Below are 25,619 nucleotides of genomic sequence, written 5' to 3' on the forward strand. Positions count from 1 at the left end.
TGTATTACGCTAATGTTGAACGTCGCGCTCTCGCTTCCCTGGTTTTCGAGATTCACTGAATGGTCTGAATTCGGTTGGAACGTCTTCTGATTCCCCATACATCCAGTCAGGAGTAGTATCGCTGCGAAAGCACAGAACGCCTTCAGCAAGCGATCACGCATTACTTGAACATATGGTAAACAGAATGAATACTTTCTGCTAAATTCGCAACCACACTGAGACAACGTTCCGACATCGACCACCGTGTAATAAATTTCACACGTGGAATCGGCGGCAGCACGCTCACGCCACTCGACCTAATACACCTTCGAGATGGCGACACCCACATCTTTACCGGACCACTCGAGAATACCCGGTATGACTCTCGAAGACGACTCGCTGGAGTACCACCGCGAGGACCCGCCGGGGAAGATCGAGATACGGACGACGAAGTCGACGAGCACGCAGCGCGACCTGAGCCTGGCGTACTCGCCCGGCGTCGCGGGCCCCTGCCGCGCCATCGACGAGGACCCCGAGGCCGCCTACGAGTACACCGCGAAGGCGAACCTCGTGGGCGTCGTCTCCGACGGGAGCGCGGTACTGGGTCTGGGTGACATCGGTCCGCAGGCGTCGAAACCGGTCATGGAGGGGAAGGGAGTGCTGTTCAAGCGCTTCGCCGACATCGACGTGTTCGACATCGAGGTCGACCACACCGACCCCGACGATTTCGTCGACTGCGTCGCGGGGATGGAGTCGACGTTCGGCGGCGTCAATCTGGAGGACATCGCGGCGCCCAAATGCTTCGTCATCGAGGAGCGCCTCAGCGAGGCGATGGACATCCCGGTCTTCCACGACGACCAGCACGGGACGGCGATCATCACCGGCGCGGCCCTGCTCAACGCCATCGAGATCAGCGGGAAGGACCTCGAAGACCTGCAGGTTACCTTCGCCGGCGCGGGGGCGGCCGCCATCGCGACGGCACGATTCTATCTCTCGCTCGGCGTCCGTCGCGAGAATATCACGATGGTCGACATCGACGGGATCCTCACGGACGAGCGCGCCGCGTCCGGCGACCTGAACGAGTACAATCGCGAGTTCACCAGCGACGTGCCGGAGGGCGGGCTCGACGACGCGATGGTCGGGGCGGACATGCTCGTCGGGCTGTCCGCCGGCGGCATCGTCGACGAGGAGATGGTGCAGTCGATGGCGGACGACCCGATCATCTTCGCGATGGCGAACCCCGAGCCCGAGATCGACTACGAGACGGCCAAATCGGCCCGCGACGACACGGTCATCATGGCGACGGGGCGCTCGGACTACCCGAACCAGGTCAACAACGTGCTCGGCTTCCCGTTCCTGTTCCGCGGGGCGCTGGACGTGCGCGCGACGGAGATCAACGAGGCGATGAAAGTCGCCGCGGCGGAGGCGCTGGCCGACCTCGCCAAGCGGGACGTACCCGACGCCGTACGGAAAGCCTACGGCGACCAGCCGCTGCAGTTCGGTCCCGAGTACATCATCCCGAAGCCGCTGGACACGCGCGTCCTCTTCGAGGTCGCACCCGCCGTCGCCGAAGCGGCCATGGGGTCTGGCGCCGCCCGCGACGAGGTGGACACCGAGCCGTACGTCGAGCGCCTCGAAGCCCGGCTGGGCAAGTCCCGAGAGATGATGCGGATCGTCCTCAACAAGGCCAAGAGCGACCCGAAACGGCTCGCACTCGCCGAGGGGGCCAACGAGAAGATCATCCGCGCCGCCCACCAGCTCGAAGAGGAGGGCATCGCCGACCCGGTGCTGATCGGGAACCGGACGACGATCGAACGGAAGGTCGAGGGGCTCGGACTGGCGTTCGACCCGGAGGTCGTCGACCCCGCCGGCGGCGACTACGAGGCGTACGTCGATCGACTGTACGAACTCCGGCAGCGCAAGGGGCTCACCCGCCGCGAGGCGGCGGAGACGATCCGTGACGGCGACTACTTCGCGTCGGTGATGGTCGAGCGCGGCGACGCCGACGCGATGCTCACGGGGCTGACTCACCACTACCCCTCCGCCCTCCGGCCGCCGCTGCGCGTCATCGGGACCGAGGACGGCGTCGAGCACGCCGCAGGGGTGTACATGCTCACCTTCCAGAATCAGGTCGTGTTCGTCGCGGACGCGACGGTCAACCAGGACCCCGACGCCGAGACGCTCGCGGAGGTGACCCGCCACGCCGCCGGGGTCGCTCGGCAGTTCGACGTGGAGCCACGGGCGGCCCTGCTGTCGTACTCGGATTTCGGGAGCGTCGACAACCCGGGCACCCGCAAACCCCGGCGCGCGGCGGCGCGACTCCGCGAAGACCCCGCGGTCGACTTCCCGGTCGACGGGGAGATGCAGGCCGACACAGCCGTCGTCGAGGACCTCCTGCAGGACGACTACGAGTTCGCCGAACTCGAGGAGCCGGCGAACGTGCTCGTCCTCCCGAACCTCGAAGCGGGCAACATCGTCTACAAACTCCTCCAGCGCCTCGGCGGTGCGGACGCCGTCGGGCCGATGCTCGCCGGCATGGACGAACCGGTCCACGTCCTCCAGCGCGACGACGAAGTGAAAGATATCGTCAATCTGGGCGCTGCGGCGGTGCTGGACGCCCAGCGTCGGGACCAAGCGTAGCGGGTTGCCCGCCGGGCCGCAAGCGGCGGAATCCTCGCCGACTCGAACGTTTATTGAGCGCGTCCGAGAGGATTCGGACATGCCCACAGTCGGACTGATCGGCGTCGGCTACATCGGGAAGACGTTCCTCGACCGACTCGCCGACACCGAGTACGACGTCGTCGCCTACGACGTGGACGAATCACAGATCGAAGCCGCCGCGGAGCGAGGCGCGACCGCCGCCGAGAGCCCGGCGGACGCGACTGACCGCGCCGACCTCCTCGTCCTCGCGCTCCCGGGGACGCCGGAGGTCGAGGCGGTGATGCAGAGCGCAGACGGGATTCTGAGCGCGCTCTCGGCGGGCCAGACGGTCGTCGACGTGACGACGACCCACCCCGACACCTCGCGAGACTGCGAGACGTGGTGCGAGGAACGCGGGGCGTCGTTCGTCGAAGCGCCGATCACCCGGGCCGCGCCACGGGACGGCGCGCACATGATGGTCGGGGCCAACGACGACGCCTACGAGTCCGCCCGCGAACTGGTCGAACTCCTGAGCGACGACCACCTCCACGTCGGCCCGGTCGGGAAGGCCACGATCCTCAAACTCGCGCTCCAGATGCGCTACGCGGGACAGAACGCCCTCGACGCCGAGATCGTCGAGTTCACGCGCGACAACGGCGTCGATCCCGCCCACCTCCGCGACTTCTTCGGCATGGACGTGTGGGATCGGTATATCGAGCGCGACTTCTCGCAGGGAATCGAGGGGCTGGGCGGCCTCGCCATCTGGCACAAAGACGTCGGGTACGCCCGGGACGTGGCCCGCGAGGGGAACACCGCGCTCCCGATCGGTGCGGCCGTCCACGAGGCGTACAAGGCGACCGTCCGACGGACCGGTCCCGACGACGGCCACGCTGCGACGCTCCTGCGATACTGGGAACTGCTCAACGACGCCACCGACCGGGAGTTCCAGCCAGCGGCCGACGATTCGCAGTAGCGAGCGACGCCGCGGAGCGCTCACTCGTCCTGTTCGAGCGTGAAGTCGGGTTCGAGGCCGGCCTTCTCGTAGAGCTCGCGGCGGAACTCCTGGTCGTCGGCCTGCTCGCGGCGGGCGGCCTCGGCCACCTCGTGGGCGACTTCCCGCGGGACGACCACCACGCCGTCGCCGTCGGCGACGATCACGTCGTCGGTGCGGATCTGCGCGCCACCGACGTTGACGGGGACGTGCGTGTCGTCGAGTTCGGCGCGCCCGGGGATGATCGTCTTGTTGCGGTCCTTCGCGTAGACCGGGGTGCCCTGTTTGACGATCTCGTCGGTGTCGCGCGGGCCGCCGTTGGTGACGACGCCGACCGCGCCCTCGCCGTGCCAATGCAGCGAGTTCGCCGACCCGACGATACCGACGTCCATCTCGTGGGACTCGACGACGATCACGTCGCCCTCGCGTACGTCCTCGGGTTCCCCCGATATCTCCTCGTACCACTCGTCGCGCCACGCCGTCGTCGTCTCGAACGTTCGCTCGTCCTGGGCGGGCAGGTCACGTGGTCGGCGAGCCGGCAGGAAGCGGATCGTGTTGGCGAAGCCGACGAAGCGGTGGGAGAACGCCTCGTAATCACGGTGGAGCGGTTCGACGTCGGAGTCGAGTCGGTTCACGTCGTGGAAGCCCAGGAAGTCCATCCCGTCGGTCACGTCGGGGACGCGCAGTCCCTCGTAGGACTCCAGCAGTTCGGCGCGCTCGTCGGCCGAGAGCGGTCTGTCAGCCATGGCCGCGCTTCCGTCGGCCCGACAATAATCGCTGGGGTGGCGGTCGTCCGTTCCGCGAGTCGAGGACCGGTCTTTATGCGCGAGGGCCGAAATCGCCGCGTATGCGAATCCTCGTGACCCTGCCCGCGGGCGACTTGCGCGACTCGTTCTTCCCGCCGGGTATGCGCGACCGCCTCGAATCGCTCGGGACCGTCGAGTGGAACCCGGACGTCGACGACTTCACCGAAGCGGAACTGCGAGATCGTATCGACGGCGTCGACGTGCTCGTGACCGGCTGGGGCAGTCCGCGGGTCACTGCCGACGTGCTCGACGCGGCCGACGACCTCTCGCTGGTCGCCCACACCGGCGGGAGTGTGGCCTCGCTCGTCTCCGAAGCCGTCTACGACGCCGGGATCGCCGTCGTGAGCGCCAACGACGTGATGGCCGACCACACCGCAGAGCACACTCTCGCGCTCCTGCTCTCGCAGTTACGTGCCGTCCCCGCGCTCGACCGCACGATGAGCGCGGGCGAGTGGGGCACAGGCGACGGCGAGGGCGCCGAGATCCGGACGCTCCACGAGGCCGACGTGGGTCTGGTCGGTCTCGGCACCATCGGACGGAACCTGCTCGACCACCTCGACTCGTTCGGCGCTACCGTCTCCGTGTACGATCCGTACGTCGACGCCGAGGACCTGTCCGAGTGGCCGTCCGCGTCGCTGACGGACCTGAAGACGGCGCTCGACTCCCGGGTCGTCTCGGTCCACGCGGCACGCACGGAGGAGACGGTCGGGATGCTCGACGCGGACAGACTCGCGCAGATCCCCGACGGTGCACTGCTGGTCAACACCGCTCGTGCTGAGATCGTGGAGGAAGGCGCCCTCCTCGCGGAACTCCGTTCCGGCAGAATCTCGGCGGCGCTCGACGTGTACCACGAGGAACCGCTCCCGGCCGACCACGAACTCCGATCGCTGGAGAACGTGCTCCTGACGCCGCACGTCGGCGGGTCGGAGATCCGACCGCCGCTGACCGCCGCCGTGCTGGACGACGTCGAGCGCTTCCGTGACGGGACCTCGCTCGAATACCGGATCCCTCGCGAGCAGTGGGCGACGATGACGCGGTAAGGACTCTCGGCGCGCTCGCACCGGCCGGGCCGGCTACACCGAGACGCCGACCTCGTCGGCGACCGACCGGACGTGCGCCGCGGCCCGTTCGTACTCCTCGGGGCCGTCGAGGTGTTCGAGCATGACCGGAAGATCGTCGTCGAGTCCGTCGAGCGCCCGCAGGAGCGCGTGATAATCGAGATTCCCCTCACCCGGAGGCACCTCCGAGAGGTGGACGAGCGGGTCCTCGCCCATCGCAACGTCCTTGAGGTGGACCGACTGAATCTCCGACCCGAACTCGTCCACGAACGCCTCGATCAGCCCCGCGGTGTCGGCGTACTGTCGAGGCGAGGCCACGAGGTTGACGGGGTCGAAGTGGACGGCGAACGCCTCGCGGTCGACCGCGTCGAGGAGGCGCCGGTAGCTCTCGACAGAGTCGGGGACCATCCACGACATCGCTTCGAGCGTGTACGTCGCGTCGTCCGGGTCGGCGCCGTCGACGATATCCCGGACGGTCTCGACGACCAGATCGAACGTCGCCTCGTCGAAGTTCTCGGGATGTGGACCGGCCCACGAGTCGCCGCGCGACCCGGCGACGTTGACCGCGCAATTCGCGCCGATCTCGTCGGCCAGTTCGAGGTGTCGCGTACACGCCTCGACGGCTTCCCGGCGTGCTTCGGGATCGGGATTGACCGGATTGTGTCCCCACGCCCCGACCTCGGCGATGGACACGTCCGCGTCCGCCGCCGCCCGGCGGTAGGCACGGATCGTCTCGCTCTCGGTACCCGGATCGAGCGGGCAGTAGGCCGCCGAGTATCCCCACTCCCGCACCGCGTCGATCCACTCCTTTGGACTGTCGTAGTCGGCGAATAGCCGCCCTCCGAGTCGCATGCGCTCGCCTACGGCGACCGCCCACAAACCCCTGCCGGAGCCAGCGGGTTCGCCCGGAACCAGCGGGATCGGTCGGGGCAAGCGGGATCGGCCAGGGCAAGCGGGATCGACCGGGGCACGCGAGGCGTTCGGAGTAATCGGGACGCCCCGAAGCCCGGACCAGCAACCCGTAGTTCCCGAACATTGTTCGGTTGAACGGCAGTTCGGCGGTCGAATTTCCGAACATGTTCGGGAACACTGATAGTCCTCGGGGCCCGTAATTACGGGTATGCCGCGGGCCAAACTGGAGATCACCGTCCCGGACTCGGTGTGGATCGGCGAACTGTCCCGTAACTACCCCGACGCGCAGTTCGAGATCCTGACGGTGTTTCCGAAGGGGGAGGGCGGGGTCGCACTGGCCGAGATCACGGCCGAGGCCGTCGAGGAGATCGTCGTCGAGATGGACGCCTACGAGGAGGTGACCAGCACGGACTACCTCCAGCGGACCGACGACACCGCGCTCGTCCAGTTCGAGACGTCGAACCCCGTGCTCCTCCTGCCGGTTCGCAACGCCGGGACGCCGCTCGAACTCCCCTTCACCGTCGTCGACGGAACGGTCCAGTGGGAGGTCACCGCACCCCGGGACCGGCTCTCGACCCTCGGCGACCAGCTCCGGCAGTTCGGCATCGACTTCGAGGTCATCGCCGTCCGCCAGGAGATGGAGACCGAGCAGCTACTCACGCCCAAACAGCACAGGCTCGTCCAGACCGCCGTCCGCGAGGGGTACTACGACACGCCCCGCGAGTGCACGCTGACGGAACTCGCCGACGAGTCCGACATCGCGAAGTCGACCTGCAGCGAGACGCTCCACCGCGCCGAGGAGAAGATCGTCAAGGAGTTCGTCGACGAGACGGACCTGAGCAGCGAACGCACGCCCGCGATCCAGCACTGAGACCACCTCGTTACCACTATTTCCCCGGAGGAGTCCACGACCCTGCCGAAAAACGTGGGTGAAAACACAGTCGGAGCGCCCCTCTGACGAGGTGTCGTCCGCTTCGTCTTCGCGCGGCGTCGCCGCGCGAACGGTCCGAGGGAGCGTCGCTCCCTCGCTACTCATGGGGAAGCCCGAATCTCGGCCTTCGGCCTCGATGCGTTGAACAGCCTCGCGCCTCCGGCGCCCGGCGGGTGCTCGGTACGGAGAGACGCTCACGTCAGTCCGAATACTGGCTCGAACGGGACGTGTCGAGAACAGCTTGCGGATACAGAGGACGGAGTCAACACGAAGAGAGCGCTACTCCGTCCACCTGATCTCGTACTCCAGTTCGTACCGTTGGTCTCCGGATTCCGAATCCGTGAGTCGTTCGAGTTCGACTTCGAATCGGGGGTTCTCCGGAACAGTCACAGTCTGTTCCGCTGTGGCGCTCACTAACGTGACGTCCCCGGATTCGACCTGATCTGCAGCGTCGCGTAACGCTTCAGAGATCTCCGTTCTCGAAGCCTGTTCCTCGGTTTTGAAGAGCTGGTCTTCCGGCATCGACTCTAACTACGTCGAGGAGAGACATATGTTCGAGTGTAGTTCTCGGAACAGTAGAACGAGTTACGGCCACACACATGCTCAGTGGACCATTTACGGTGTTTCGAACGGTATTCGAGACGGGAAGCGATCACAGCGGTAATCGAGCGATCGAATCCTGCCGACCGCTCAGGCCCGCCGACCCAGCAACCGCCCGCCGACCGCGAGCGGCAGGACGATCCAGACCGCCAGGCCAGCGAGGATAGCCGGGGTCGACACGGCCGCGGTGGCGAGGACGGCGCCGGCCCCACCGCCGCTGGTGGGGACGAGCGAGAGGACGACCAGCCTGAGCACGTCGGCCGGGTTCGCGACGACGAGCGCGCTCAGGAGCCAGCGCGGCGGGTCGAGCGCCACGACGACCCCCAGCGCGACGAGGTCGTAGACGAGCACGAACCACACCCACGCGAGCAGCGCGCCGCCGAGCGCGCGGGCTTTCTCCGTCGCGGCGGCCGAGATGCAGACGCCGAGCGCGAGGAAGGCGACGCCGACGGTCACCGCGGTCAGCAGATAGTGGAGGTACGCCGGCAGGACCGCGGGCCCGAAGCGGAGGCCGACCGCGACGGCGCCGAGACCGAGCCCGACGGTCATCCCGACCGCGAGCGTCGCCGCGCGGCCGAGGAAGGTACCGACCAACAGGGCGGTGCGGCCGAGCGGAACGGATAGCAGGAGTTCCAGCGTCCCGCGTTCGTCGGCGCCGACGACGGTGCCGTACCCGAGCGCGAGCGCGGCCAGCGGCACGAGGTACACCGAGAGCTCGGCGAGGGTCACGAGCAGCGCGCCGACGCTGGTCGGCCCGGTCGCGGTGCCGGTGAGGCCGACGACCGCCAGCGAGAAGACGCCGAACAGCGCGGCGAGCCCGACGCTCCAGCGGGCGCGCGCGAGCACCCGGTACTCCCGGCGAGCGACGCCGAACACCTGCCGCACGGTGTCGACAGAGCCCGCGGTTTCGGTCGCCGTGGCGGACGCGGACGCACGGGCGGTCGCGCCCCCGTCGGGGCACGGTCGTTCGTCGTGGGGCGCGTCGACCCCCTCGCTCTCCGAATCGGTCACGCTCGTTCACCTCCGTTGGAGACGGTCCGGCGAACCGCGGCTTCGAGCCCCGGTTCGTCGACGCTCACGGACTCGGGGTCGGTCTCGACGACCGCCGCGAGCGCGTCGTTGACCCGGTCGCGTTCGACCGCGAGTTCGAGGTCGGTCGTGCGAGCCGTGAGCGACGCCTCGGGAACGGCTGCTCGGACAGTCTCGGTCACGCTCGAACGAGTGGCTTCGTCGGCGTATCCGGCGGTGATGGTCACTGCGTCGCCGGCCGCTCGGACCACCTCCTCGACCGTGCCGACCGTCCGCAACTGACCGTCGTCGAGCACGGCGACGCGGTCGCACAGCGCCTCGACCTCGCTCAGGACGTGCGTGCTGAGGACGACCGTCACGTCGCGCTCCTCGCGGACTCGCTCCACGACGCGATTGAACGCGTCGACGCCGCCGGGGTCCAGCCCGGCGGTCGGCTCGTCGAGCAGGAGCACGTCGGGGTCGCCCAGCAGCGCGGTCGCGAGCCCGAGTCGGCGGTTCATCCCGTTGGAGTAGCCGCCGACGCGCCGGTCGCCGGCGCCCTCGAGTCCGACCACGGAGAGGAGCGTCTCGACCCGCGGCGCCTCGACGCCGGACATGTCGGCGTAGTAGCCGAGGACCTCCGACCCCGTGAGCGCTGGCTGGAAGCCGGCGTCCTCCGGGAGGTAGCCGACCCGCTCGCGGACGCGAGTGCCGGCGGTGGGGTCGACGCCGGCGACCCGAACGGTCCCGGCGTCGGGCGTCTCGTGGCCGACGAGCAGGCGGAACAGGGTCGTCTTGCCCGCGCCGTTCGTGCCGACCAGGCCGAGCGATGCGCCGTCGGGGACGGACAGCGACACGCCGTCGAGCGCGACGACGCCGCCGTACCGCTTCGTGACATCAGTGACTTCGATCATAGTAGTCTCTCCATTCGTGTGGGGGGTCGACGAGCGGTCTGTGGTCGACGACGCCGGGCGCCTCGACCACCGGTAGGCTCCGTTCGGCGAGTCTGACGACCTCGAACGCCGGACTGCCGGTGAAGACGCTCGCGTTCGGGTGCTGGGCGGTCAGGTGCTGGACCATGCCCGCGGGGCGGTAGCGGGTCTCGCTGACGCCGTCGCCGTCCACGTCGCGCGCGTCGGCGCCCGCCCAGTAGTTACCGACCGAGCCGTTCCAGACGACCTGTTCGCCGACGTCGGCGCGCACCTGGAGCGCGTTGCGCGCGAACGTGTTGTGGTGGACCGACTCGCGGACGCTCCCGGCCGAGAGGTGGACGCCGGCGTCGTTGCCCGCGACGAGATTGTACGCGATCTCGTTGTCGAGGGAGTTGTAGAGGAACAGGCCGTTCCCGTTCCCGACGAGGTGGTTCCCCCGGACGGTCGTGTCGTCGATGCCCTTCAGGAGGACCCCGTGGCCGCTCTGACCGGTGTTGTTCACGGCGGTGTTGTTCAGGAGGCGCAGCTCCTCCGAGACCATCAGCGCGTAGCCCACGTCGTTGTCGAACGCCGTGTTTTCGGTGAGCGTGTTGTCGTTCGAGTACATGAAGTGGACGCCGTATCGGAGGTCCCACAGCGTGTTGTTACGCGCCTCGACGCCCTCCGCGAACGAGAAGTAGATCCCGTCGCGGGCGTCGGCGATACGGTTGTCCGCGACGTCGGTGTCCGTCGCCTCCCACAGCTGGATGCCGTTCCCGCGGTCCGTGAGCGGGTGGACTTCCTCGCGGCCGAGGATCGTGTTCCCGACCAGCGTCACGTCGGCGGCACCGTCGACCCAGATCCCGAAGGTCGTCTCCGTCACTCGCGTGTCGCGGACGGTGACGCCGTCGCCGGCGACCCAGATCGCGGCGTCGTTGCCCTCGGTCTCGTAGCCGGAGTCACGGACCCACAGCCCGTCGACGGTGACCCCGGTGGCGTTCAGGACGAGCACGTCGCCCTCGCCGGGTCCGTCGAGGAGCGGGCGGGCGTCGCCGGCGGCCTCAGCGCGCTGGATCGTCACGTTCGGCGTCTCGACGACGACCGCGTCCGCGGTGTCGAAGCGCCCGCGGAGAGCGACGGTGTCGCCCGGGTCGGCGGCGTCGAGCGCCGCGCGGAGTTCGTCGTAGCGCTCGCCGTCGACGGTCGCGACACCGGGCTGCTCGGTCGGAGCGAAGTCGAACGACTCCGGGACGCCGGCGTCGAACGCGACGTCGTCGCCGGTGGGCGTCGCGTCGGTCGGGACGGCGAGGACCGTCCCGGCCGAGGCCACCAGGAGCGCGGCGGCGACAGCGGCCATGAGCGACTCGGTCGACGGCAGTCGCACGGGTCAGTCACCTCCGCTCGGGCCGGGGCCGGACCGGTCGTCGCGGTCCGGGTCGTCGTCACCCTCGGCCCACTCGTCGTCGCCGACGGTGCGTTCGTCGAGCCAGTCGCGGCCGCCCTCTATCCGGGCGGCGATCCTGTCGGGGACGTCGCCGAACGTCACCGTCGCGTCGCGGTAGTAGAACGCGACGACGAGCAGGCCGATCGCGGCGCCCGTGACGTAGGCACCGATCCCGAGCCGGGAGTGGCTCGTGATGTTCGCGACCTCGTAGGTCCCCCACAGCGGCGGCGTGAAGCCGTCGACGCCCATCACCGGCGCACCCGGGTCGAGGGTGTGGCCGGCCTGGTAGAGGCGGTACTGGATGTCGACGAGCATGACCGTCAGCACCGTGACCGAGCCGGCGAGCTGGTAGGTCAGCCCGCGGCGGAGCCGGTCGCCGTCCGGCGCGAGCGCGACGAACAGCCCGGCGGCCGCGAGCGCGGCGAAGGCGAACGGGCCGAGCGACCACTCGGGCACGTCGATCGCGTTCGGGTGGGGTTCGTAGTTCGGCTGCCAGAACACCGGGTCCGGGTAGTAGAACCCGATGTAGTGGTTCAGCGCGGCCATCTCCTCGTAGTCGCCGCCGATGTACGGGTAGGCGTGCAGGTGGAGCCGGAGCGTCGTGTCCGGGTACTGCACGGCGTCGACGACGATGTGCCACATCGGCAGGATCGGCGCGACGAGCAACAGCGCCGCCGCGACGAGCGGCAGGGCGCGTCGGAGCTGCGTGAACTCGCCGAGGTCGGGTGGTTCGTAGTTCATGGGTATCACCGCAGTGCTGTGGGTCGTTTTGTCTGTCGTGGGGCAGTTGGCGTTCGATTCCTGTGACGCGAAAAGCCGCGGGCGGTGAAACCCGCGCGGCTCAGGGGGCGGGTGCTCGGGTCGGTCCGGTCAGTCGCGCGGTTCGACGATCATCCGCGAGCGCATCTCCAGGTGGAGCGCGCTGCAGAAGTACGTACAGTAGATCCAGTAGACGCCGGGGTCGTCGGCCGTGAACGTCACCTCGCGGGTGTCCTGCGGTGCGATGGCGAGGTTCACGTCGTGTTCGGGGATGGCGACGCCGTGGATGATGTCGCGCACGCCCTCGACGTTGGTCATCGTCAGGCGGACCTCGTCGCCCTCCTTGACGGTGAAGTCGAACATGCCGTACTCCGAGCGCTTCGAGGAGGCCTTGACGTGGACGGTCTCCTCGTCGATGCGCTCGACGCCCGAGTCCTCCTCGGTGACGAACGGCTTCTCGCCCTCGTAGTCCTCACGGTCCCACGTCGTCGCGGGATCGATCTTGTCCTTGTGCGCGAAGATGCAGTCGTGCGGTTCCGGGTACGCCGGGTGGTCCGCGACGAGCTCCATCTCCTTCTCGCCGTCGCCGATGTGGATGAGCTGGTCGTTGTCCGGGTGGATCGGCCCGACCGGGAGGAAGCGGTCCTTCGAGAGCTTGTTCAGCGAGACGAGCCACTCGCCGTCCGGGTCGGTCGTCATCGCCTCCAGCGCCTGGATGTGTCCGGGGTTGTAGTGGACGTCCTGTTTCTCGATGACCGGGTCCGACGAGCCCAGTTCAGCGTTGGCCGCCTCCTCGATGTCCCACTTGGCGACCTGCGAGTCGATGAACAGGCTCGTGTACGCGTGCCCGTTCCCGTCGAAGGTCGTGTGGAGCGGCCCGAGGCCGACCTTGGGCCGACCCGCGACGGCGTCGCTCGGGTCGTCGACCTCGCCGATCTTGTCGAGGTCGAGCATCGTCACCGTCGGCGAGAGCTTCCCGGCGATGAACGCGTACTTGCCGTCCGGGCCGACCTCGACGCAGTGGGGCGACTTCGGCGTCGAGACGTAGCGCACGAGCGGGTCGTCGCCCTCGTTGAGGTCGCTGTCTCGCGTCCCGTCGACGACGGGCACGCCGTTGATCTCCTCGTACTCGCCGGCGTCGACGGCCTCCTCGATGGCCGGGATGTCGAAGACCTTCGCGTAGTCGCGGTCGTCGTGAGTCATCCCCTGGATCTCGACCGCCTCCTCGCTGTTGTAACAGGAGGCGATGGCCCAGCGCCCCTCCTTGCCGGTGTCGACGATGTCGAGGTTGCCGTCGACTTTCACCTGCCAGACCGTCTCCATCGACTCGGGGTCGACGGCGGAGAACAGCGCGGTGTACTTGTCGGGGTCGTTGACGTCGCGGCCGTCGTTGGGCAGCGGCGTCCGGAACTCGCCGTTCCCGAGGATGTACTTCGTGTCCGGCGAGAGGACCGTACAGCCGTGGACAGACTGCACGTTCGGGACGTCCACGATGGCGTCCGTCTCGAAGTACTTGAGGTTGACTCGCGCGATGCGGCCGTTGGCCTTGTCGTTGACGTAGAGGTACTCGCCGTCGTACTCGCCGTCCGTCTCGGAGAGGTTGGGGTGGTGGTTGTCGCCCCAGGTGTAGCCGCCGCCCTCGTTCTCGAGCATCTCCGTCGTCTGGTCGTCGTAGCCGTACCCGCGGGCGGCCTCGGTGTTGAACACGGGGATGCGCTGGAGTTCGCGCATCGACGGGATGCCGATGATGCGGATCTCCCCGGAGTGGCCGCCCGACCAGAAGCCGTAGTACTCGTCTTTCTCGCCCGGCGCGACCAGATGGCCGTGCCCGGAGGACGACCCCTGCGATCCGCCGTCGCCGCTGTCGTTCGGCGTCGCGCTGTCGGGGAGCGCCGTCTGACAGCCGGCCAGCGCGCCCGCCGCGCTCGCCACACCGGCCGCCGCTCCGGCTTTCATGAAGTCGCGGCGGCCGAGTTCGAGCCCGCCGAGTTGCATCGAGAACCCGTCGTCGTCGCTCGTCTGGGCGGGGTCCTCGACGTCCTGCAGGAGGTCGTTGATCTGTCGCTCGTGTTCCTCGACGAATCGCTCGGTATCGGTGTTGTCTTCACTCATAGTTAGACCACCTCGACGTAGCCGACCATCCCGTTCAGCTCGTGGGGGATGCAGTAGTACTCGTACGTGCCTTCCGTCTCGAACGTGTATTCGTAGGTCTCTCCGGCGGGCACGTTCCCCGACTGGTCCTCGCTGTAGGCCTCCGAAGCGGCGTCCTGTGAGTCGAAATCGCCCGACGCGAAGTACTCGGCGTCGTCCGGGATGCCGTCGTCGTAGGCCGTGACGGTGTGCCCGATACTGCCGACGTTGTCGAAGGTCACCGTCGTCCCGGCCTCGACCCGGATCCGCTCGGGTTCGTAGCCGAGCTCGTCCGTCATCTCGACCGTATCCGTTTCCGTCCACTCCTCGCCCGAACTGTCGTCCCCGCCGTCGCCAGACGGCGTGGGCGTCGGCGTGTCCTCGGACCCACCGTCGCCACCGTCACTGTCCGAAGATCCGCCGGGCGCGGCCGAACAGCCCGCCACTGCACCGCCGGCGACCGCTGCTCCCGCGACCCGTAACACCTGCCGTCTAGATGGATCGGTACTGGTCATCGACATCCGTATCTGGCGGACACTCACTGATATACCGTCCAGCGCGTTCTCGCGCGACCGGAACAGATCCGAATATGTTCGCCCGAACGGAGCGGACAGTCGCCCGGGCGCCGCGGCGGGCCGCACGTCAGTGACCACCACACCGACCCGAGAGAGACGAGTTTTTATACCACCGGTCCAATCCTCGAAACACGACGACGCGTCGTGCGCTCCGTTGGTGTAGTCCGGCCAATCATTTCGGCCTTTCGAGCCGATGACCTGGGTTCAAATCCCAGACGGAGCACTACAGCGAACGAAGTGAGCGAAGCGCGCACGTTCTGGATTCGAACCACGGCAGACCGACCGCAGGGAGGTCTGGCATCGGGTTCAAATCCCAGACGGAGCATCTTTCTGTGGAAGTAAGTGACCGAGCCGCGAGTGTAACTTTCAGTCCCGATACTCGTGGCACAACGGTTTTGTAGCGGTCTGAACTTCTGGTCGGTATGAGTTCGGGGTCCGGTCGCGTCATCCGAGTGCTCCACGTGGACGACGACCGAGACCTGGCGGAACTGACCGCCACGTTCCTCGAGCGAGAGGACGACCGATTCGACGTCGAGATAGCGACGGACGCGGACGAGGGGGAGGAGCGGTTGACAGCGGGCGCGGTCGACTGTATCGTCTCGGACTACGACATGCCCGGACAGAACGGGATCGAGTTCCTCGAGTCCGTCCGCACGGAGCACCCCGACCTGCCGTTCATCCTGTTCACCGGCAAGGGGTCGGAGGAGGTCGCCAGCGACGCGATCTCGGCCGGCGTGACGGACTACCTCCAGAAGGGGAGCGGGACCGACCGGTACACCGTGCTGGCCAATCGGATCGTCAACGCGGTCGAACACGACCGCTCCCGGCGACTCGTCGAGCGGAGTCGGAAGCGACTCCGGGAGATCGTCGACTCGCTCCCGCAGTTGCTCTACGTCACCGACGAGGACGGGACGTACCTGCTCGCCAACGAGGCGCTGGCGGAGTTCCACGGCACGACCGTCGACGACATCGAGGGGAGACACGTGAGCGAGGTCCTCGGCGACGACGCCGACCAGTTCCTCTCCGACCTCGCGGACGTGCTGGAGTCGGGATCCCCGTCGCGGATCACGGGGATCGAACTCGCTGACGCGACGGGGGAGATCCATCGCTTCGAACCGCGGGTGCTCCCCTACGGCCTGGCCGAGACCGACAAGCGGGCCGTCCTGGGCGTCTCCGTCGACGTCACCGACCGCGAGGAACGCGAGCGAGCGCTCGAACGGAAGAACGAACGGCTGGCGGAGTTCACGAAGCTCGTCTCCCAGGACCTCCGCGAACCGCTGGACGCCGTACGAGACGCCCTGGGGTCCGCCGAGCGGTCCGGCGAGTCCGAACACTTCGAGCGCGGTCACAGGGCCGTCGACCGGATGGAGACCATGATCGACGACCTCCTGACCCTGTCGCGACAGGGAGAGACGATCACCGACACCGTCCCCGTCGATCTGGCGATTCTCGCCGCCGACTGCTGGGAGACCGCCGGTTCCGACGAGGGACGGCTCGTAGTCGAGACCGACCTGACGGTCCGGGCCGACAGGGACCGGCTCGCACGACTGCTCGAGAACCTGATCAGAAACGCCGTGGAGCACGGCTCCACGAGCAGTCGGTCGGGGGCCGACGAGCGGTCCGTGACAGTCACGATCGACGAGACGGACGACGGGTTCTACGTCGAAGACGACGGCCCGGGAGTCCCCTCGGACGTACGCGAGCAGGTGTTCGAGTCCGGGTTGTCCACCGCGCCGGAGACCATGGAGTCCGGTCTCGCGGTCGTCGACCGGATCGCGGAGGCACACGGCTGGGCGGTCGAACTTTCGGAGTGCGACGAGGGCGGAGCGCGTTTCGAAGTCACCGGCGTCGAACCGGTCTCGTGACCGCGAGGCGCGATTCGCTCACTCGTCCTGGTCGACGGTGTTCCGGAGCGTGAACGGACCGATCGCCAGCGTCCGTTTCGTGACGCTCGCGATGCGCAGGACGTACGAGAGGAGGATCAGGAACGGCGTGACGGACACCGTGACGGCCGCGCTGACGAAGAGGACGATCATCGGGACGCCGAGTACGGACCCGCCGGGCGTCCCGGGTGAGTAGAACAGGAGCGTGGAGACGGAGACGAGGAGCGCCGGGATGGCACTGCCCATCACGTACCGCGAGAGGTCGATGAGCTCCCACTGGATGTACAGTGTCTTGATGTGTTCGCGCGCGGGAGCGAACAGTTCGAGCGTGATGACGAGTTCGTCGAACCGCTCCAGCGTCGCCTCCGAAAAGTCGTCCTCGTACTCGTTGCGGATGCGGCGCGCGTCGAACACCTTCAGCGAGTAGTTGAAGTCGAGCGCCGCCGAGAGCACGTCGAACGTCCCGAAAGTCGCGCCGTCGAGCTGGTCGCCGACGGTGTCGGCGTTCGAGCGAACCCCGTCGACGAGGTCCGACACGGCTTCGGCGACGTGGTCGGGCGTGTCGGCGCCGAGTCCGTCGCGGAGGGCACTGGCGTCCGCGGCCGCCGCCTCGACGATGACGCGGAGGAACGCCGACGGGTCAGAGGGAGAGACGGCCACGTCGGTGTGGTCGGCGACGGTCTCGCGGGCGTCCATCGTCCCCTCGAACCGGTCGCGTTGCTGGTCCAGCGTCCCGAACTCCTGCGAGAGGACGAGCTGGTTGAGCGTCACGACGAGCGTGACGCCCGTGATGATCGCACCGATGAACGCCTGGAACGCGGTCTCGATGGGGTCGCCGCTCCGGAGATGCCCGGTCACGTTCGGCGTGAGGACGCCGACGCCGACGAGCGTGACGAAGACGATCAGTGCGCCGGCGACCGCGACCAGTCTGCGGTCGGCCTCGAAGAACAGCCAGAGCTTCAGCCGGTTCTCGCCGGCTCGTTCGCGCAACGTATCGGCGCTCTGGGCGTCCGAATCGGCACGTCGCGGGTCGTCCTCTCCGGAATCGGTGGTAGAGTCGGAGCCGGAGTCGCCGTCGGTTCGGTCTGCCACTGTCGGGTCTCGTCCCGAGCGACGAGCGCCGGCCCCCTAAAACTCCGGCCGGACTACGCGTGTTCGAGCCGGTAGGGCCAGTAGTCGGCGTCGCGGAGCGCCTGTCCGACCGCCTTGTGGAAGTCGGGGAAGTCCTCGTACTCCGCCTGGTCGACGTGGTCGAAGATGTCGGCGACGCTGACGACCGTCTCGTAGTCGATGCGGATCGGGTGGTCGCCGTAGGCGTCGACGAACTCCGACTGGGTCAGCGGGAAGTCCTCGTCCTCGTCGATCTTCTTCGCGAGCACCGCCTGCCCGTACTTGCGGCGTCCCTCGCTCCCCTCGTCACCGTCGGGGTCGTGCGGCCAGTCCATACCCCCACGTGCGGACGAATCACGCAAAAGGATTTCTCTCTCCGCGTCGGACGGGTCGATCCAGTGTCCCGTACCTAATCACATAGACATCAGGTACTTGCCCGAATATCCCTGTGTACGATCGCTGGCAGGCTGCCGCTGGTGTCGCCACCCCACCGAACCATGAACGATCAGAGAGCCTGGGGCGACGAGTCCCACGTCTACGAAGCCGAACTCGAGGCGATCGCGCCCGAGTCACCCAGCGTCGCGGTACTCAGAGCCGTCGCCGCACTCACGAACTGCGAACCCGAGTTGCTCGAACCGCTCGGCCAGACCCTCGACCCTGACGCCCTCGACGGACTCCTCGACAGCGCCGACGACTCGGACGGCCGATGTCGAGTCGCGTTCCGGTATCACGGGTTCCTCGTCGAAGTCGTCGCCGGCGACTCGCTCCGCCTCACACCGCTCCACGACGACGTCGTCGACGAAGCGAGTCGGTGAGTCACGGACGGCCGAGCCACGGCCGAAACACACGGACGCGCTCGCCACCCCGCACGGGTCGGCGGGCGGCACACTCGAATTTATCTCGACAGACCGGAAGACGGATGCCCCGGTGAGGACTCCTGTCCCACATGCCAGGCGCACGCATCGCCAGCGGCGACCGCGTCACGCTCCGGACGGTCGAAGCGGAGGACGTGCCCTTCCTCCAGCGGGCCAGCGCGAACGACGAGATCCGCTACCCCCTCGGCTCCTACTTGCGGAATCAGGAAGCCATGAACGTCTCCGCGGAGGAGGGGACGGACCGGTTCTTGGTCTGTCTCGACGGCGAGGACGCCGGACCGGGCCAAGTCGACGAGGACGAGGTCAGACGGATCGGCGCCGTGAACGCCGAGGAGATGCACTACCGCCGGCCCGAACTGGGCTACTGGCTGATTCCCGAGGTCCACGGTCAGGGCTACGGGAGCGAGGCCGTCGGGCTGGTCGTGGACTACGTCTTCCGCTCGTACGACAAGCCGGCGATCGGTGCCGGCGCGTTCGACCACAACGACGCCTCTCGGGGCCTGCTGGAGTCGCTCGGCTTCTCGGAGGAGGGCCGGCGCCGGAAGTTCATGTTCGTCGACGGCGAGTACCGGGACATGGTTCAATATGGGCTCTTGCGCGAGGAGTGGCTCGATCAGGGGTGAGACGTACTCTCCGTGTTCGTGTTCCTCGTGTCCGCTAGAAGCACTCGGTAACGGTCGATTGGACCGCTACCGACAGCCACCGCTGAAAGCCCTTGACCCGCTCGCTAGCAGTCGTTCGTACAGCTACCGACAGCAAGCGATGAAAGCCCTCGGCCCGCTCGCGGTCGCTGAGCGAGATATCCTCACTTCGTTCGGATAGTGCTCGCTCAGCGACTGCCCTCCCTGCGGTCGGCGCGACCGGGCCTCGCCCTTTCAGTCCGCCAGGGCGGCACGGCAGACAGCCCGGCACAGCACCGCAAACACCCTCACGCCTCCCCAGCCGATTCCCTCGGTCGTGGTCCGAGAGAGCGGAGCTCTCTCGTCATCACGAAAGGCGCTACGCGCCTTTCGAACGACTCCGCTCCCTCAGTCATCCCTCGCACGTTTCGTCGCGCGCATGAAAGCGCGCGCCAGCGCGCGCCAGATGTGATCAGATCGAGGGCGAAATCGAACCCGGAATCGGCGCCCTTAATCGGTTCAAACCCATAGCACGGGCGAGATGACAGACGCCGGAGCAGCCGGTGAGGCGGACGCCGTGAACGGGTCGAGCGCGGGCGATCCGGCGGCGTTCGCCGCGCTGGGTTCGGAGGTTCGGGCCGCGCTCTCGGAACGGGGGTTCGAGACGCCCACGGAGCCACAGCGCAAGGCGATTCCGCCGCTCGTCGACGGGGAGAACGTCCTCGTCGTCTCGCCGACGGGAACCGGGAAGACCGAGACGGCGATGCTCCCGGTTCTCGATGCACTGGAAGGGCAGGACACGTTCGGCATCGGCGCGCTCTACATCACGCCGCTGCGGGCGCTCAACCGCGACATGCGCGAGCGCCTGGAGTGGTGGGGCGAACGTCTCGATCTCGACGTGCAGGTCCGTCACGGCGACACCACGGACTATCAGCGGCAAAAGCAGGCCAACGACCCGCCCGACGTACTGGTCACGACTCCCGAGACGCTCCAGGCGATGCTGACCGGGTCGAAGCTGCGGACCGCGCTGACCGACGTGGACCACGTCGTCGTCGACGAGGTGCACGAACTCGCCGTCTCGAAGCGCGGCGCGCAGATGACGGTCGCCCTCGAACGACTGCTCGAACTCGCCGACGGCTTCCAGCGGATCGGCCTCTCGGCGACCGTGGGCGACCCCCAGGAGGTCGGGCGATTCCTGACCGGCGACAGAGGGTGCGAGGTCGTCGAGATCGACGTGGGGAGCCGCCTCGACGTGCGCGTCCGGTCACCGGAGGTCACGGACGAGGACGAGGGACTCGCCGGCGAGTTGATGACCGACCCGGACTTCGCGAGCCACGTCCGCTACATCCGCGATCTGGTCGAGGAGTTCGAGTCGTCGCTGATATTCGTCAACACTCGCCAGCTGGCGGAGGCGCTGGGCTCGCGGTTCAAGGAACTCGACGCCAACATCGGCGTCCACCACGGCTCGCTGGCCAAGGACTCCCGCATCGAGGTCGAGGACAGCTTCAAAGCGGGCGAACTGGACGGCCTGCTCTGCACGTCGTCGATGGAACTGGGCATCGACGTGGGCCACGTCGACCACGTGATCCAGTACAACAGCCCGCGGCAGGTGACACGCCTGCTCCAGCGCGTCGGACGGGCGGGTCACCGGCGGGACCTGGTCTCCCGTGGCACCGTCGTCACGACCCACCCCGACGACACGCTGGAGGCGCTCGCCATCGCCCGGAAGGCGCGGGCGGGAGAGGTCGAGTCGGCGGACATCCACGACGGGAGCCTCGACACGGTCGCCAACCAGATCGCCGGCCTCGTCATGGACTTCGGCGAGATCCGCGCGATGCGAGCCTACGAGATACTCACGCGGGCCTACCCCTTCCGCGACCTGAGCGAGCGCGAGTTCAAGAGCGTCGTCCGCGAACTGGCCGGGAACAAGGTGGTCTGGCTGGACGAGGAGGTCGACGAGATCCAGAAACGGCGGGGAACGTGGCAGTACTTCTACCACAACCTGTCGATGATCCCAGACGAGGCGACCTACAGCGTCCAGGACGTGGCCAGCGGCCGCGACGTCGGCACCCTCGACGAGCGGTTCGTGGTCAACTTCGCGACGCCGGGCGAAGTGTTCATCCAGCGCGGCGAGATGTGGCGCATCACCGAGATCGACGAGGAGGAGGAGACCGTCACCGTCTCCCCGGTCGAGGACCCCGGCGGCGAGGTCCCCTCGTGGACCGGCTCCGAGATCCCCGTGCCCTACGCCGTCGCGCAAGAGGTGGGCGAGATGCGAGGTATCGCGGGGCGACAGCTCCAGTCCGGTGCGTCCGTGGACTCCGTGTCTCGGGAGTTCACCGCTCGCTACGACGGCGACGCCGAGACTATCGCCGTCGGCCTCGAACAGCTGGCCGACCACGACCACCCCATCCCGACGGACGACACCCTCCTTGTCGAGTTCCGCGGGCGGGAACTCGTCGTCAACGCCGGCTTCGGCCACAAGATAAACGAGACGCTCGGGCGCCTCCTGTCGGCGCTTCTGGGCCAGCGGACGGGCTCCTCGGTCGGCATGGAGATCGACCCCTACCGGATCGAACTCGAAGTCCCCCGGAACGTGAGCGCCACCGACGTGGTCGACGTGCTGGAGGACACCGACCCCGAGCACGTCCCCGAACTCATCGAGTTGAGCCTCAAGAACTCCGACTCGCTGAAGTTCAAGGTCGCGCAGGTGGCGACGAAGTTCGGCGCGCTCAAGCGCTGGCGCGGCCGCGGGTCGAGCAACAAGTTCGGCCGCGACCGCCTCATGGACGCGCTGGAGGGCACGCCCGTCTACGACGAGGCCGTGCGCGAGATGCTCCACGAGGAACTGGACGTAGACGGCGCGGCGGACGTCCTGGAGCGAGTCCAGTCCGACGACCTCACCGTCGAACTGCTCGGCGAGCGAACGCCGATCGGTCTCGGCGGCCGGAGCGCCGGGCAGGAACTGCTCTCGCCGGAACACGCCGACGCGAGCGTCATCCAGACGGTGCGCGAGCGGATCCAGAGCGACCGGATGATCCTCTTCTGTCTGCACTGCCAGGACTGGAAGCGCAAGAAACCGGTCAAGCGAGTTCGAGAGCAGCCGGAGTGTCCCGAGTGCGGGTCGACCCGCATCGCAGCCCTCAATCCGTGGGCCGACGAGGTCGTGTCGGCGGTGAAAGCCGCCGAGAAGGACGACGAACAGGAGAAGATGACCGAGCGCGCCTACACCTCGGCGAGCCTCGTCCAGACCCACGGCAGGCAGGCCGTCATCGCGCTCGCCGCTCGTGGCGTCGGCCCGCGAAACGCTGCCCGGATCATCAACAAACTCCGCGAGGACGAGGACGAGTTCTACCGCGACATTCTCCGGCGCGAACGGGAGTACGCGCGGACCCGGAGTTTCTGGGACTGAGCGGCGGTCGTCGACCGCTACTGGCGCCACCGCGAGCGGACTCCGGCGTCGGACTTATTCCCGCTGGGCCCCGAACGGGGTATCGATGCCATCCTACTCGGTCGAACTGCTCGATGGGGAGGAACGCGGGATCCGCGTCGAGTGCGACGAGCACGGCGAGTGGACGGAGTTCCCGCCGGACCGCCGGAGCGGGTCGCTCTACTGCGAGGGCTGCGGGCGCGAACTCGAAATCGGCCTCCACACGGAGGAGTGGCGCGACCTCGGCGAGCTGTGCTGAGTCCCCGGCTTCGCGACCCGACTGTCTCCCCCGAACTAGCGGCGAGTCTGTAGCCGACCGACTCCTTTTTCCAACCCGATGGCTAACACGCGTGACAGCCTAACCCGTGAGCCCAGATCAAGCGATAGATTCGGAGTACATCGAACGTCACCGCGAAGAGATCGAACACCCGCTCTGGCAGTTGTTCATGCAGTTCGGCCACGGCAACAGACGCTGGTTCGTGGTCGGCGTCCTCGCGAGCATCGGGTCGCGCTTCTTCTCGCTGGTTCCCCCGGTCATCCTCGGGGTCGCCATCGACGCCATCTTCCGCGACGACGCCGCGTTCTCCCTCCCGTTCGTCCCGGAGGCATGGCTCCCGACCACCACGATGGGCCAGTTCTGGTTCGCCATCGGCACGATGGGCGTCGCGATGGTCGGCCAGGCGTTGCTCATCTTCGTCCGGGCCTCCTCGCTGAACCTCTTCTCACACCGCGTGAAACACGAGGCCCGCACCGCGACGTACCAGCAGATGCAGCGCCTCGACATGGACTTCTTCAACGAGGTCCAGACGGGCGAACTCATCTCGATCCTCTCGAACGACACCAACCGGCTGGAGCAGTTCCTCGACTCGATGATGGGCGAGATGATCCAGCTCATCGTCCTGATGCTCGGGACGGCCGTCATCCTCCTGTGGCTCAACCCGCAACTCGCGGTCGTGACGCTGATCGTCGTCCCGCTCTCGGCAGTCTTCACCTACTGGTACATGCAACTCGCCGAGGAGCGCTACGCCGACATCCGCGAATCCGTCGGGAGCCTCAACAGCCGCCTCGAGAACAACCTCAACGGCATCCAGGTCATCAAGTCCTCCAACACCGAGGACTACGAGGACGAACGCGTCGAGGAGCACTCCTACCGGTACTTCCGGCTCGACTGGCTCGCGCTTCGACTGGGCTTCATCTACCGCCCGGGCCTGCGCGTGCTCACCTCCCTCGCCTTCATCGCGACGTTCATCGTCGGCGGCGTCTGGATCCTCCAGGGGCCGCCGGGCCCGATCACGAACGACTTCTCGTTCCTCGGTCGACAGTACGGCGAACTCACCGTGGGGACGCTCGTCACGTTCCTCCTCCTGACCCAGCGACTCGTCAATCCGCTCGCCCAGATGGGCAACATCATCGAGCGCTACGAGGACGCCAAGGCCTCCACCAAGCGCATCCTCGGCCTGATGAGCCTGCCCGTACACATCCAGGACAAGCCCGACGCCGTCGACCTCGAAGACATCGAGGGCCACGTCGAGTACGACGACGTGACCTTCAGCTACGACGGCGACGAGATCATCCTCGAAGACGTCGATATCGACCTCGAACCCGGCGAGACCGTCGGCCTCGTCGGCCCCACGGGCGCCGGCAAGACGACCATCGTCAAGCTCCTCCTGCGCCTCTACGACGTGAACGAGGGCGAGATCCGGATCGACGGCCACGACGTGCGCGACGTGACCCTCTCCAGCCTGCGCGGGTCGATGGGGTACGTCGGCCAGGACAACTTCCTGTTCGACGGCACCGTCGAGGAGAACGTCAAGTACGGCCAGTTCGACGCCACCCGCGAGGAGGTCGTCGCGGCCTGCAAGCGCGCCGAGGCCCACGACTTCATCACGAACCTCCCGAACGGCTACGACCAGGACATCGGCGAGCGCGGCGTCAAGCTCTCCGGCGGTCAGCGCCAGCGCGTCGCCGTCGCGCGGACCATCCTCCAGCACCCCGCGATCATGATCTTCGACGAGGCCACGTCGGCGGTCGACACGGAGACGGAGATGCTCATCCAGCGCTCCATCGACGAACTCGCCGCGGACCGCACGACGTTCATCATCGCCCACCGCCTCTCGACGGTGCGCGACGCCGACACCATCCTCGTCATCGAGGACGGCAAGATCGTCGAGCGCGGCACCCACGACGACCTGCTCGGCGAGGACGGCCTCTACGCCAACCTCTGGCGCGTACAGGCGGGAGAAATCGAGGAACTCCCAGAGGAGTTCGTGGAGCAGGCCAGCGAACGCGTCGCCCAGCAGGCGCTCGACGCCGAGGACGACTGACGCCGGACCTCACTTCGACGCAACGTTTTACTGACGCGACACAGTACGATGTCCTGATGAGCAAGGGTGTCGAACCGACGATCACGCTGACCGACGAGGGCGAGTGGTGGGTCGCAAGAGACACCGAAACGGGAGTCTCGTCCCAGGGCCGTACCAAGGAGACCGCCCTCGAGAATCTCGACGAGGCGCTCGCGGGCTACCGCGGCGAAGGCGAGGAACCGACGGACGGAGAGCTTCGGGAACTCGGAATCGATCCCGAGAACAACGAGTCGGGATCGCTCGACGACTCCGAGATATTCGAGTGACGTACTCTGCGGAGTGAAATGACGACTGGTCCGTTCTCCGGGAGAGAGGTCGTAAAAGTGATGGTGGACAGCGGTATCTACGAGTGGGTTCGAACCAACGGCGATCACGCCATCCTGCGGTGGGAGCCGCCAGCGGACCACGATTCAGACGCGCGGACCGTCCCCGTTCCGCTTCACGACGAGATCGGCACTGGTACCCTGGAGCGTGTCATAGAAAGCCTCCCAAGGGAGGCCGCAGGGTTTGGAAACTGTGTCCACCAGCTCCAACGCCCTGCAAGACGTAGCTTCGGTTAACGACTTCTTGAATGCGGCGGCTACTGAGACAGTA

Annotated in this window: 23 protein-coding genes and 1 tRNA gene; 13 read left to right on the forward strand and 11 right to left on the reverse strand. The window is 67.4% G+C overall.

The window, feature by feature from the left end; genetic code table 11:
* Positions 1-357: 357 nt before the first annotated feature.
* Positions 358-2,619: an NADP-dependent malic enzyme gene (locus D1409_RS05215; protein WP_123534700.1), complete on the forward strand. Its 2,262-nt coding sequence runs from the start codon at positions 358-360 to the stop codon at positions 2,617-2,619.
* A gap of 79 nt (positions 2,620-2,698) precedes the next feature.
* Positions 2,699-3,592 (forward strand): NAD(P)-dependent oxidoreductase, encoded by an 894-nt coding sequence (locus tag D1409_RS05220; RefSeq protein ID WP_123534702.1) that lies wholly within the window; start codon positions 2,699-2,701, stop codon positions 3,590-3,592.
* 20 nt (positions 3,593-3,612) lie between these two features.
* Here D1409_RS05220 and D1409_RS05225 read toward each other — a convergent pair whose 3' ends face one another.
* A complete protein-coding gene (locus D1409_RS05225) occupies positions 3,613-4,356 on the reverse strand; it encodes an RraA family protein (RefSeq protein WP_123534704.1) in 744 nt (247 codons plus the stop codon).
* Positions 4,357-4,457: 101 nt separating this feature from the next.
* Here D1409_RS05225 and D1409_RS05230 point away from each other — a divergent pair, with 101 nt between their 5' ends.
* Positions 4,458-5,456: a hydroxyacid dehydrogenase gene (locus tag D1409_RS05230; protein WP_123534706.1), complete on the forward strand. Its 999-nt coding sequence runs from the start codon at positions 4,458-4,460 to the stop codon at positions 5,454-5,456.
* Positions 5,457-5,489: 33 nt separating this feature from the next.
* Here the strand turns inward: D1409_RS05230 and D1409_RS05235 are convergent, their stop codons facing one another.
* A complete protein-coding gene (locus D1409_RS05235) occupies positions 5,490-6,326 on the reverse strand; it encodes a sugar phosphate isomerase/epimerase family protein (protein ID WP_123534708.1) in 837 nt (278 codons plus the stop codon).
* A gap of 268 nt (positions 6,327-6,594) precedes the next feature.
* On the opposite strand from D1409_RS05235, the gene D1409_RS05240 reads away from it, so the two are divergent.
* Positions 6,595-7,257, forward strand: a complete 663-nt coding sequence (locus D1409_RS05240; protein ID WP_123534710.1) for a helix-turn-helix domain-containing protein — start codon at positions 6,595-6,597, stop codon at positions 7,255-7,257.
* Positions 7,258-7,596: 339 nt separating this feature from the next.
* Here the strand turns inward: D1409_RS05240 and D1409_RS05245 are convergent, their stop codons facing one another.
* The 7 genes from D1409_RS05245 to D1409_RS05275 all read right to left on the reverse strand — a co-directional run bounded on the left by D1409_RS05245 (position 7,597) and on the right by D1409_RS05275 (position 14,684).
* On the reverse strand, positions 7,597-7,839 hold the full coding sequence (locus D1409_RS05245; RefSeq protein WP_123534712.1) for an amphi-Trp domain-containing protein: 243 nt from the start codon (positions 7,837-7,839) through the stop codon (positions 7,597-7,599).
* Between the two features lie 168 nt (positions 7,840-8,007).
* Positions 8,008-8,928 carry an ABC transporter permease gene (locus tag D1409_RS05250; protein ID WP_123534714.1) on the reverse strand — a complete coding sequence of 307 codons (921 nt, stop codon included), beginning with the start codon at positions 8,926-8,928 and terminating at the stop codon, positions 8,008-8,010.
* The gene (locus D1409_RS05255; RefSeq protein ID WP_123534717.1) at positions 8,925-9,839 is read right to left on the reverse strand and encodes an ABC transporter ATP-binding protein; all 915 of its coding nucleotides are present in this window, start codon (positions 9,837-9,839) and stop codon (positions 8,925-8,927) included. Before D1409_RS05255 ends, D1409_RS05250 begins: the two co-directional genes overlap by 4 nt.
* Positions 9,823-11,193 carry a nitrous oxide reductase family maturation protein NosD gene (gene nosD / locus D1409_RS05260; RefSeq protein WP_123534854.1) on the reverse strand — a complete coding sequence of 457 codons (1,371 nt, stop codon included), beginning with the start codon at positions 11,191-11,193 and terminating at the stop codon, positions 9,823-9,825. The genes D1409_RS05255 and nosD overlap by 17 nt, the downstream gene beginning before the upstream one ends.
* A gap of 30 nt (positions 11,194-11,223) precedes the next feature.
* The gene (locus tag D1409_RS05265; protein ID WP_123534719.1) at positions 11,224-12,021 is read right to left on the reverse strand and encodes a hypothetical protein; all 798 of its coding nucleotides are present in this window, start codon (positions 12,019-12,021) and stop codon (positions 11,224-11,226) included.
* A gap of 129 nt (positions 12,022-12,150) precedes the next feature.
* Positions 12,151-14,151, reverse strand: coding sequence for a TAT-dependent nitrous-oxide reductase (gene nosZ / locus D1409_RS05270; protein ID WP_123534721.1), 2,001 nt, complete (start codon positions 14,149-14,151; stop codon positions 12,151-12,153).
* 2 nt (positions 14,152-14,153) lie between these two features.
* Positions 14,154-14,684 carry a plastocyanin/azurin family copper-binding protein gene (locus D1409_RS05275; RefSeq protein ID WP_123534856.1) on the reverse strand — a complete coding sequence of 177 codons (531 nt, stop codon included), beginning with the start codon at positions 14,682-14,684 and terminating at the stop codon, positions 14,154-14,156.
* Positions 14,685-14,892: 208 nt separating this feature from the next.
* Between D1409_RS05275 and D1409_RS05280 the strand changes: the two genes are divergently transcribed.
* Positions 14,893-14,967: transfer RNA gene (locus D1409_RS05280), tRNA-Glu, on the forward strand.
* A gap of 199 nt (positions 14,968-15,166) precedes the next feature.
* Positions 15,167-16,609, forward strand: a complete 1,443-nt coding sequence (locus D1409_RS05285; RefSeq protein WP_123534724.1) for a hybrid sensor histidine kinase/response regulator — start codon at positions 15,167-15,169, stop codon at positions 16,607-16,609.
* Positions 16,610-16,627: 18 nt separating this feature from the next.
* Here the strand turns inward: D1409_RS05285 and D1409_RS05290 are convergent, their stop codons facing one another.
* Both D1409_RS05290 and D1409_RS05295 read right to left on the reverse strand, forming a co-directional pair.
* Positions 16,628-17,719 (reverse strand): hypothetical protein, encoded by a 1,092-nt coding sequence (locus tag D1409_RS05290; protein ID WP_235853500.1) that lies wholly within the window; start codon positions 17,717-17,719, stop codon positions 16,628-16,630.
* A 53-nt stretch (positions 17,720-17,772) separates the two neighbouring features.
* A complete protein-coding gene (locus tag D1409_RS05295; RefSeq protein ID WP_123534725.1) occupies positions 17,773-18,072 on the reverse strand; it encodes a DUF5785 family protein in 300 nt (99 codons plus the stop codon).
* A gap of 162 nt (positions 18,073-18,234) precedes the next feature.
* On the opposite strand from D1409_RS05295, the gene D1409_RS05300 reads away from it, so the two are divergent.
* From D1409_RS05300 to D1409_RS05330, 7 genes are all read left to right on the forward strand, one after another.
* Positions 18,235-18,552, forward strand: coding sequence for a HalOD1 output domain-containing protein (locus D1409_RS05300; RefSeq protein ID WP_123534728.1), 318 nt, complete (start codon positions 18,235-18,237; stop codon positions 18,550-18,552).
* A 131-nt stretch (positions 18,553-18,683) separates the two neighbouring features.
* Positions 18,684-19,235, forward strand: a complete 552-nt coding sequence (locus D1409_RS05305; RefSeq protein WP_123534730.1) for a GNAT family N-acetyltransferase — start codon at positions 18,684-18,686, stop codon at positions 19,233-19,235.
* Positions 19,236-19,773: 538 nt separating this feature from the next.
* Positions 19,774-22,644: a DEAD/DEAH box helicase gene (locus tag D1409_RS05310; RefSeq protein WP_123534732.1), complete on the forward strand. Its 2,871-nt coding sequence runs from the start codon at positions 19,774-19,776 to the stop codon at positions 22,642-22,644.
* Between the two features lie 85 nt (positions 22,645-22,729).
* A complete protein-coding gene (locus D1409_RS05315; protein ID WP_123534734.1) occupies positions 22,730-22,921 on the forward strand; it encodes a hypothetical protein in 192 nt (63 codons plus the stop codon).
* Positions 22,922-23,027: 106 nt separating this feature from the next.
* Positions 23,028-24,986, forward strand: coding sequence for an ABC transporter ATP-binding protein (locus tag D1409_RS05320; RefSeq protein WP_206424969.1), 1,959 nt, complete (start codon positions 23,028-23,030; stop codon positions 24,984-24,986).
* Between the two features lie 56 nt (positions 24,987-25,042).
* Positions 25,043-25,291, forward strand: a complete 249-nt coding sequence (locus D1409_RS05325; protein ID WP_123534736.1) for a type II toxin-antitoxin system HicB family antitoxin — start codon at positions 25,043-25,045, stop codon at positions 25,289-25,291.
* A gap of 60 nt (positions 25,292-25,351) precedes the next feature.
* Positions 25,352-25,585 carry a type II toxin-antitoxin system HicA family toxin gene (locus D1409_RS05330; protein ID WP_235853510.1) on the forward strand — a complete coding sequence of 78 codons (234 nt, stop codon included), beginning with the start codon at positions 25,352-25,354 and terminating at the stop codon, positions 25,583-25,585.
* The last annotated feature ends 34 nt before the right edge of the window (positions 25,586-25,619 follow it).

Origin of the sequence: Halosimplex salinum (assembly GCF_003730195.1) — an archaeon.
GTDB classification, from domain to species: domain Archaea; phylum Halobacteriota; class Halobacteria; order Halobacteriales; family Haloarculaceae; genus Halosimplex; species Halosimplex salinum.

Excerpts from the sequence above, each read along its gene's own strand:
- D1409_RS05215 (WP_123534700.1), top strand. The coding sequence starts at position 358 with ATGACTCTCGAAGACGACTCGCTGGAGTACCACCGCGAGGACCCGCCG.
- D1409_RS05220 (WP_123534702.1), top strand. The coding sequence starts at position 2,699 with ATGCCCACAGTCGGACTGATCGGCGTCGGCTACATCGGGAAGACGTTC.
- D1409_RS05225 (WP_123534704.1), bottom strand. The coding sequence starts at position 4,356 with ATGGCTGACAGACCGCTCTCGGCCGACGAGCGCGCCGAACTGCTGGAG.
- D1409_RS05230 (WP_123534706.1), top strand. The coding sequence starts at position 4,458 with ATGCGAATCCTCGTGACCCTGCCCGCGGGCGACTTGCGCGACTCGTTC.
- D1409_RS05235 (WP_123534708.1), bottom strand. The coding sequence starts at position 6,326 with ATGCGACTCGGAGGGCGGCTATTCGCCGACTACGACAGTCCAAAGGAG.
- D1409_RS05240 (WP_123534710.1), top strand. The coding sequence starts at position 6,595 with ATGCCGCGGGCCAAACTGGAGATCACCGTCCCGGACTCGGTGTGGATC.
- D1409_RS05245 (WP_123534712.1), bottom strand. The coding sequence starts at position 7,839 with ATGCCGGAAGACCAGCTCTTCAAAACCGAGGAACAGGCTTCGAGAACG.
- D1409_RS05255 (WP_123534717.1), bottom strand. The coding sequence starts at position 9,839 with ATGATCGAAGTCACTGATGTCACGAAGCGGTACGGCGGCGTCGTCGCG.
- nosD (WP_123534854.1), bottom strand. The coding sequence starts at position 11,193 with ATGGCCGCTGTCGCCGCCGCGCTCCTGGTGGCCTCGGCCGGGACGGTC.
- D1409_RS05265 (WP_123534719.1), bottom strand. The coding sequence starts at position 12,021 with ATGAACTACGAACCACCCGACCTCGGCGAGTTCACGCAGCTCCGACGC.
- nosZ (WP_123534721.1), bottom strand. The coding sequence starts at position 14,151 with ATGAGTGAAGACAACACCGATACCGAGCGATTCGTCGAGGAACACGAG.
- D1409_RS05275 (WP_123534856.1), bottom strand. The coding sequence starts at position 14,684 with ATGACCAGTACCGATCCATCTAGACGGCAGGTGTTACGGGTCGCGGGA.
- D1409_RS05285 (WP_123534724.1), top strand. The coding sequence starts at position 15,167 with ATGAGTTCGGGGTCCGGTCGCGTCATCCGAGTGCTCCACGTGGACGAC.
- D1409_RS05295 (WP_123534725.1), bottom strand. The coding sequence starts at position 18,072 with ATGGACTGGCCGCACGACCCCGACGGTGACGAGGGGAGCGAGGGACGC.
- D1409_RS05300 (WP_123534728.1), top strand. The coding sequence starts at position 18,235 with ATGAACGATCAGAGAGCCTGGGGCGACGAGTCCCACGTCTACGAAGCC.
- D1409_RS05305 (WP_123534730.1), top strand. The coding sequence starts at position 18,684 with ATGCCAGGCGCACGCATCGCCAGCGGCGACCGCGTCACGCTCCGGACG.
- D1409_RS05310 (WP_123534732.1), top strand. The coding sequence starts at position 19,774 with ATGACAGACGCCGGAGCAGCCGGTGAGGCGGACGCCGTGAACGGGTCG.
- D1409_RS05315 (WP_123534734.1), top strand. The coding sequence starts at position 22,730 with ATGCCATCCTACTCGGTCGAACTGCTCGATGGGGAGGAACGCGGGATC.
- D1409_RS05325 (WP_123534736.1), top strand. The coding sequence starts at position 25,043 with ATGAGCAAGGGTGTCGAACCGACGATCACGCTGACCGACGAGGGCGAG.
- D1409_RS05330 (WP_235853510.1), top strand. The coding sequence starts at position 25,352 with ATGGTGGACAGCGGTATCTACGAGTGGGTTCGAACCAACGGCGATCAC.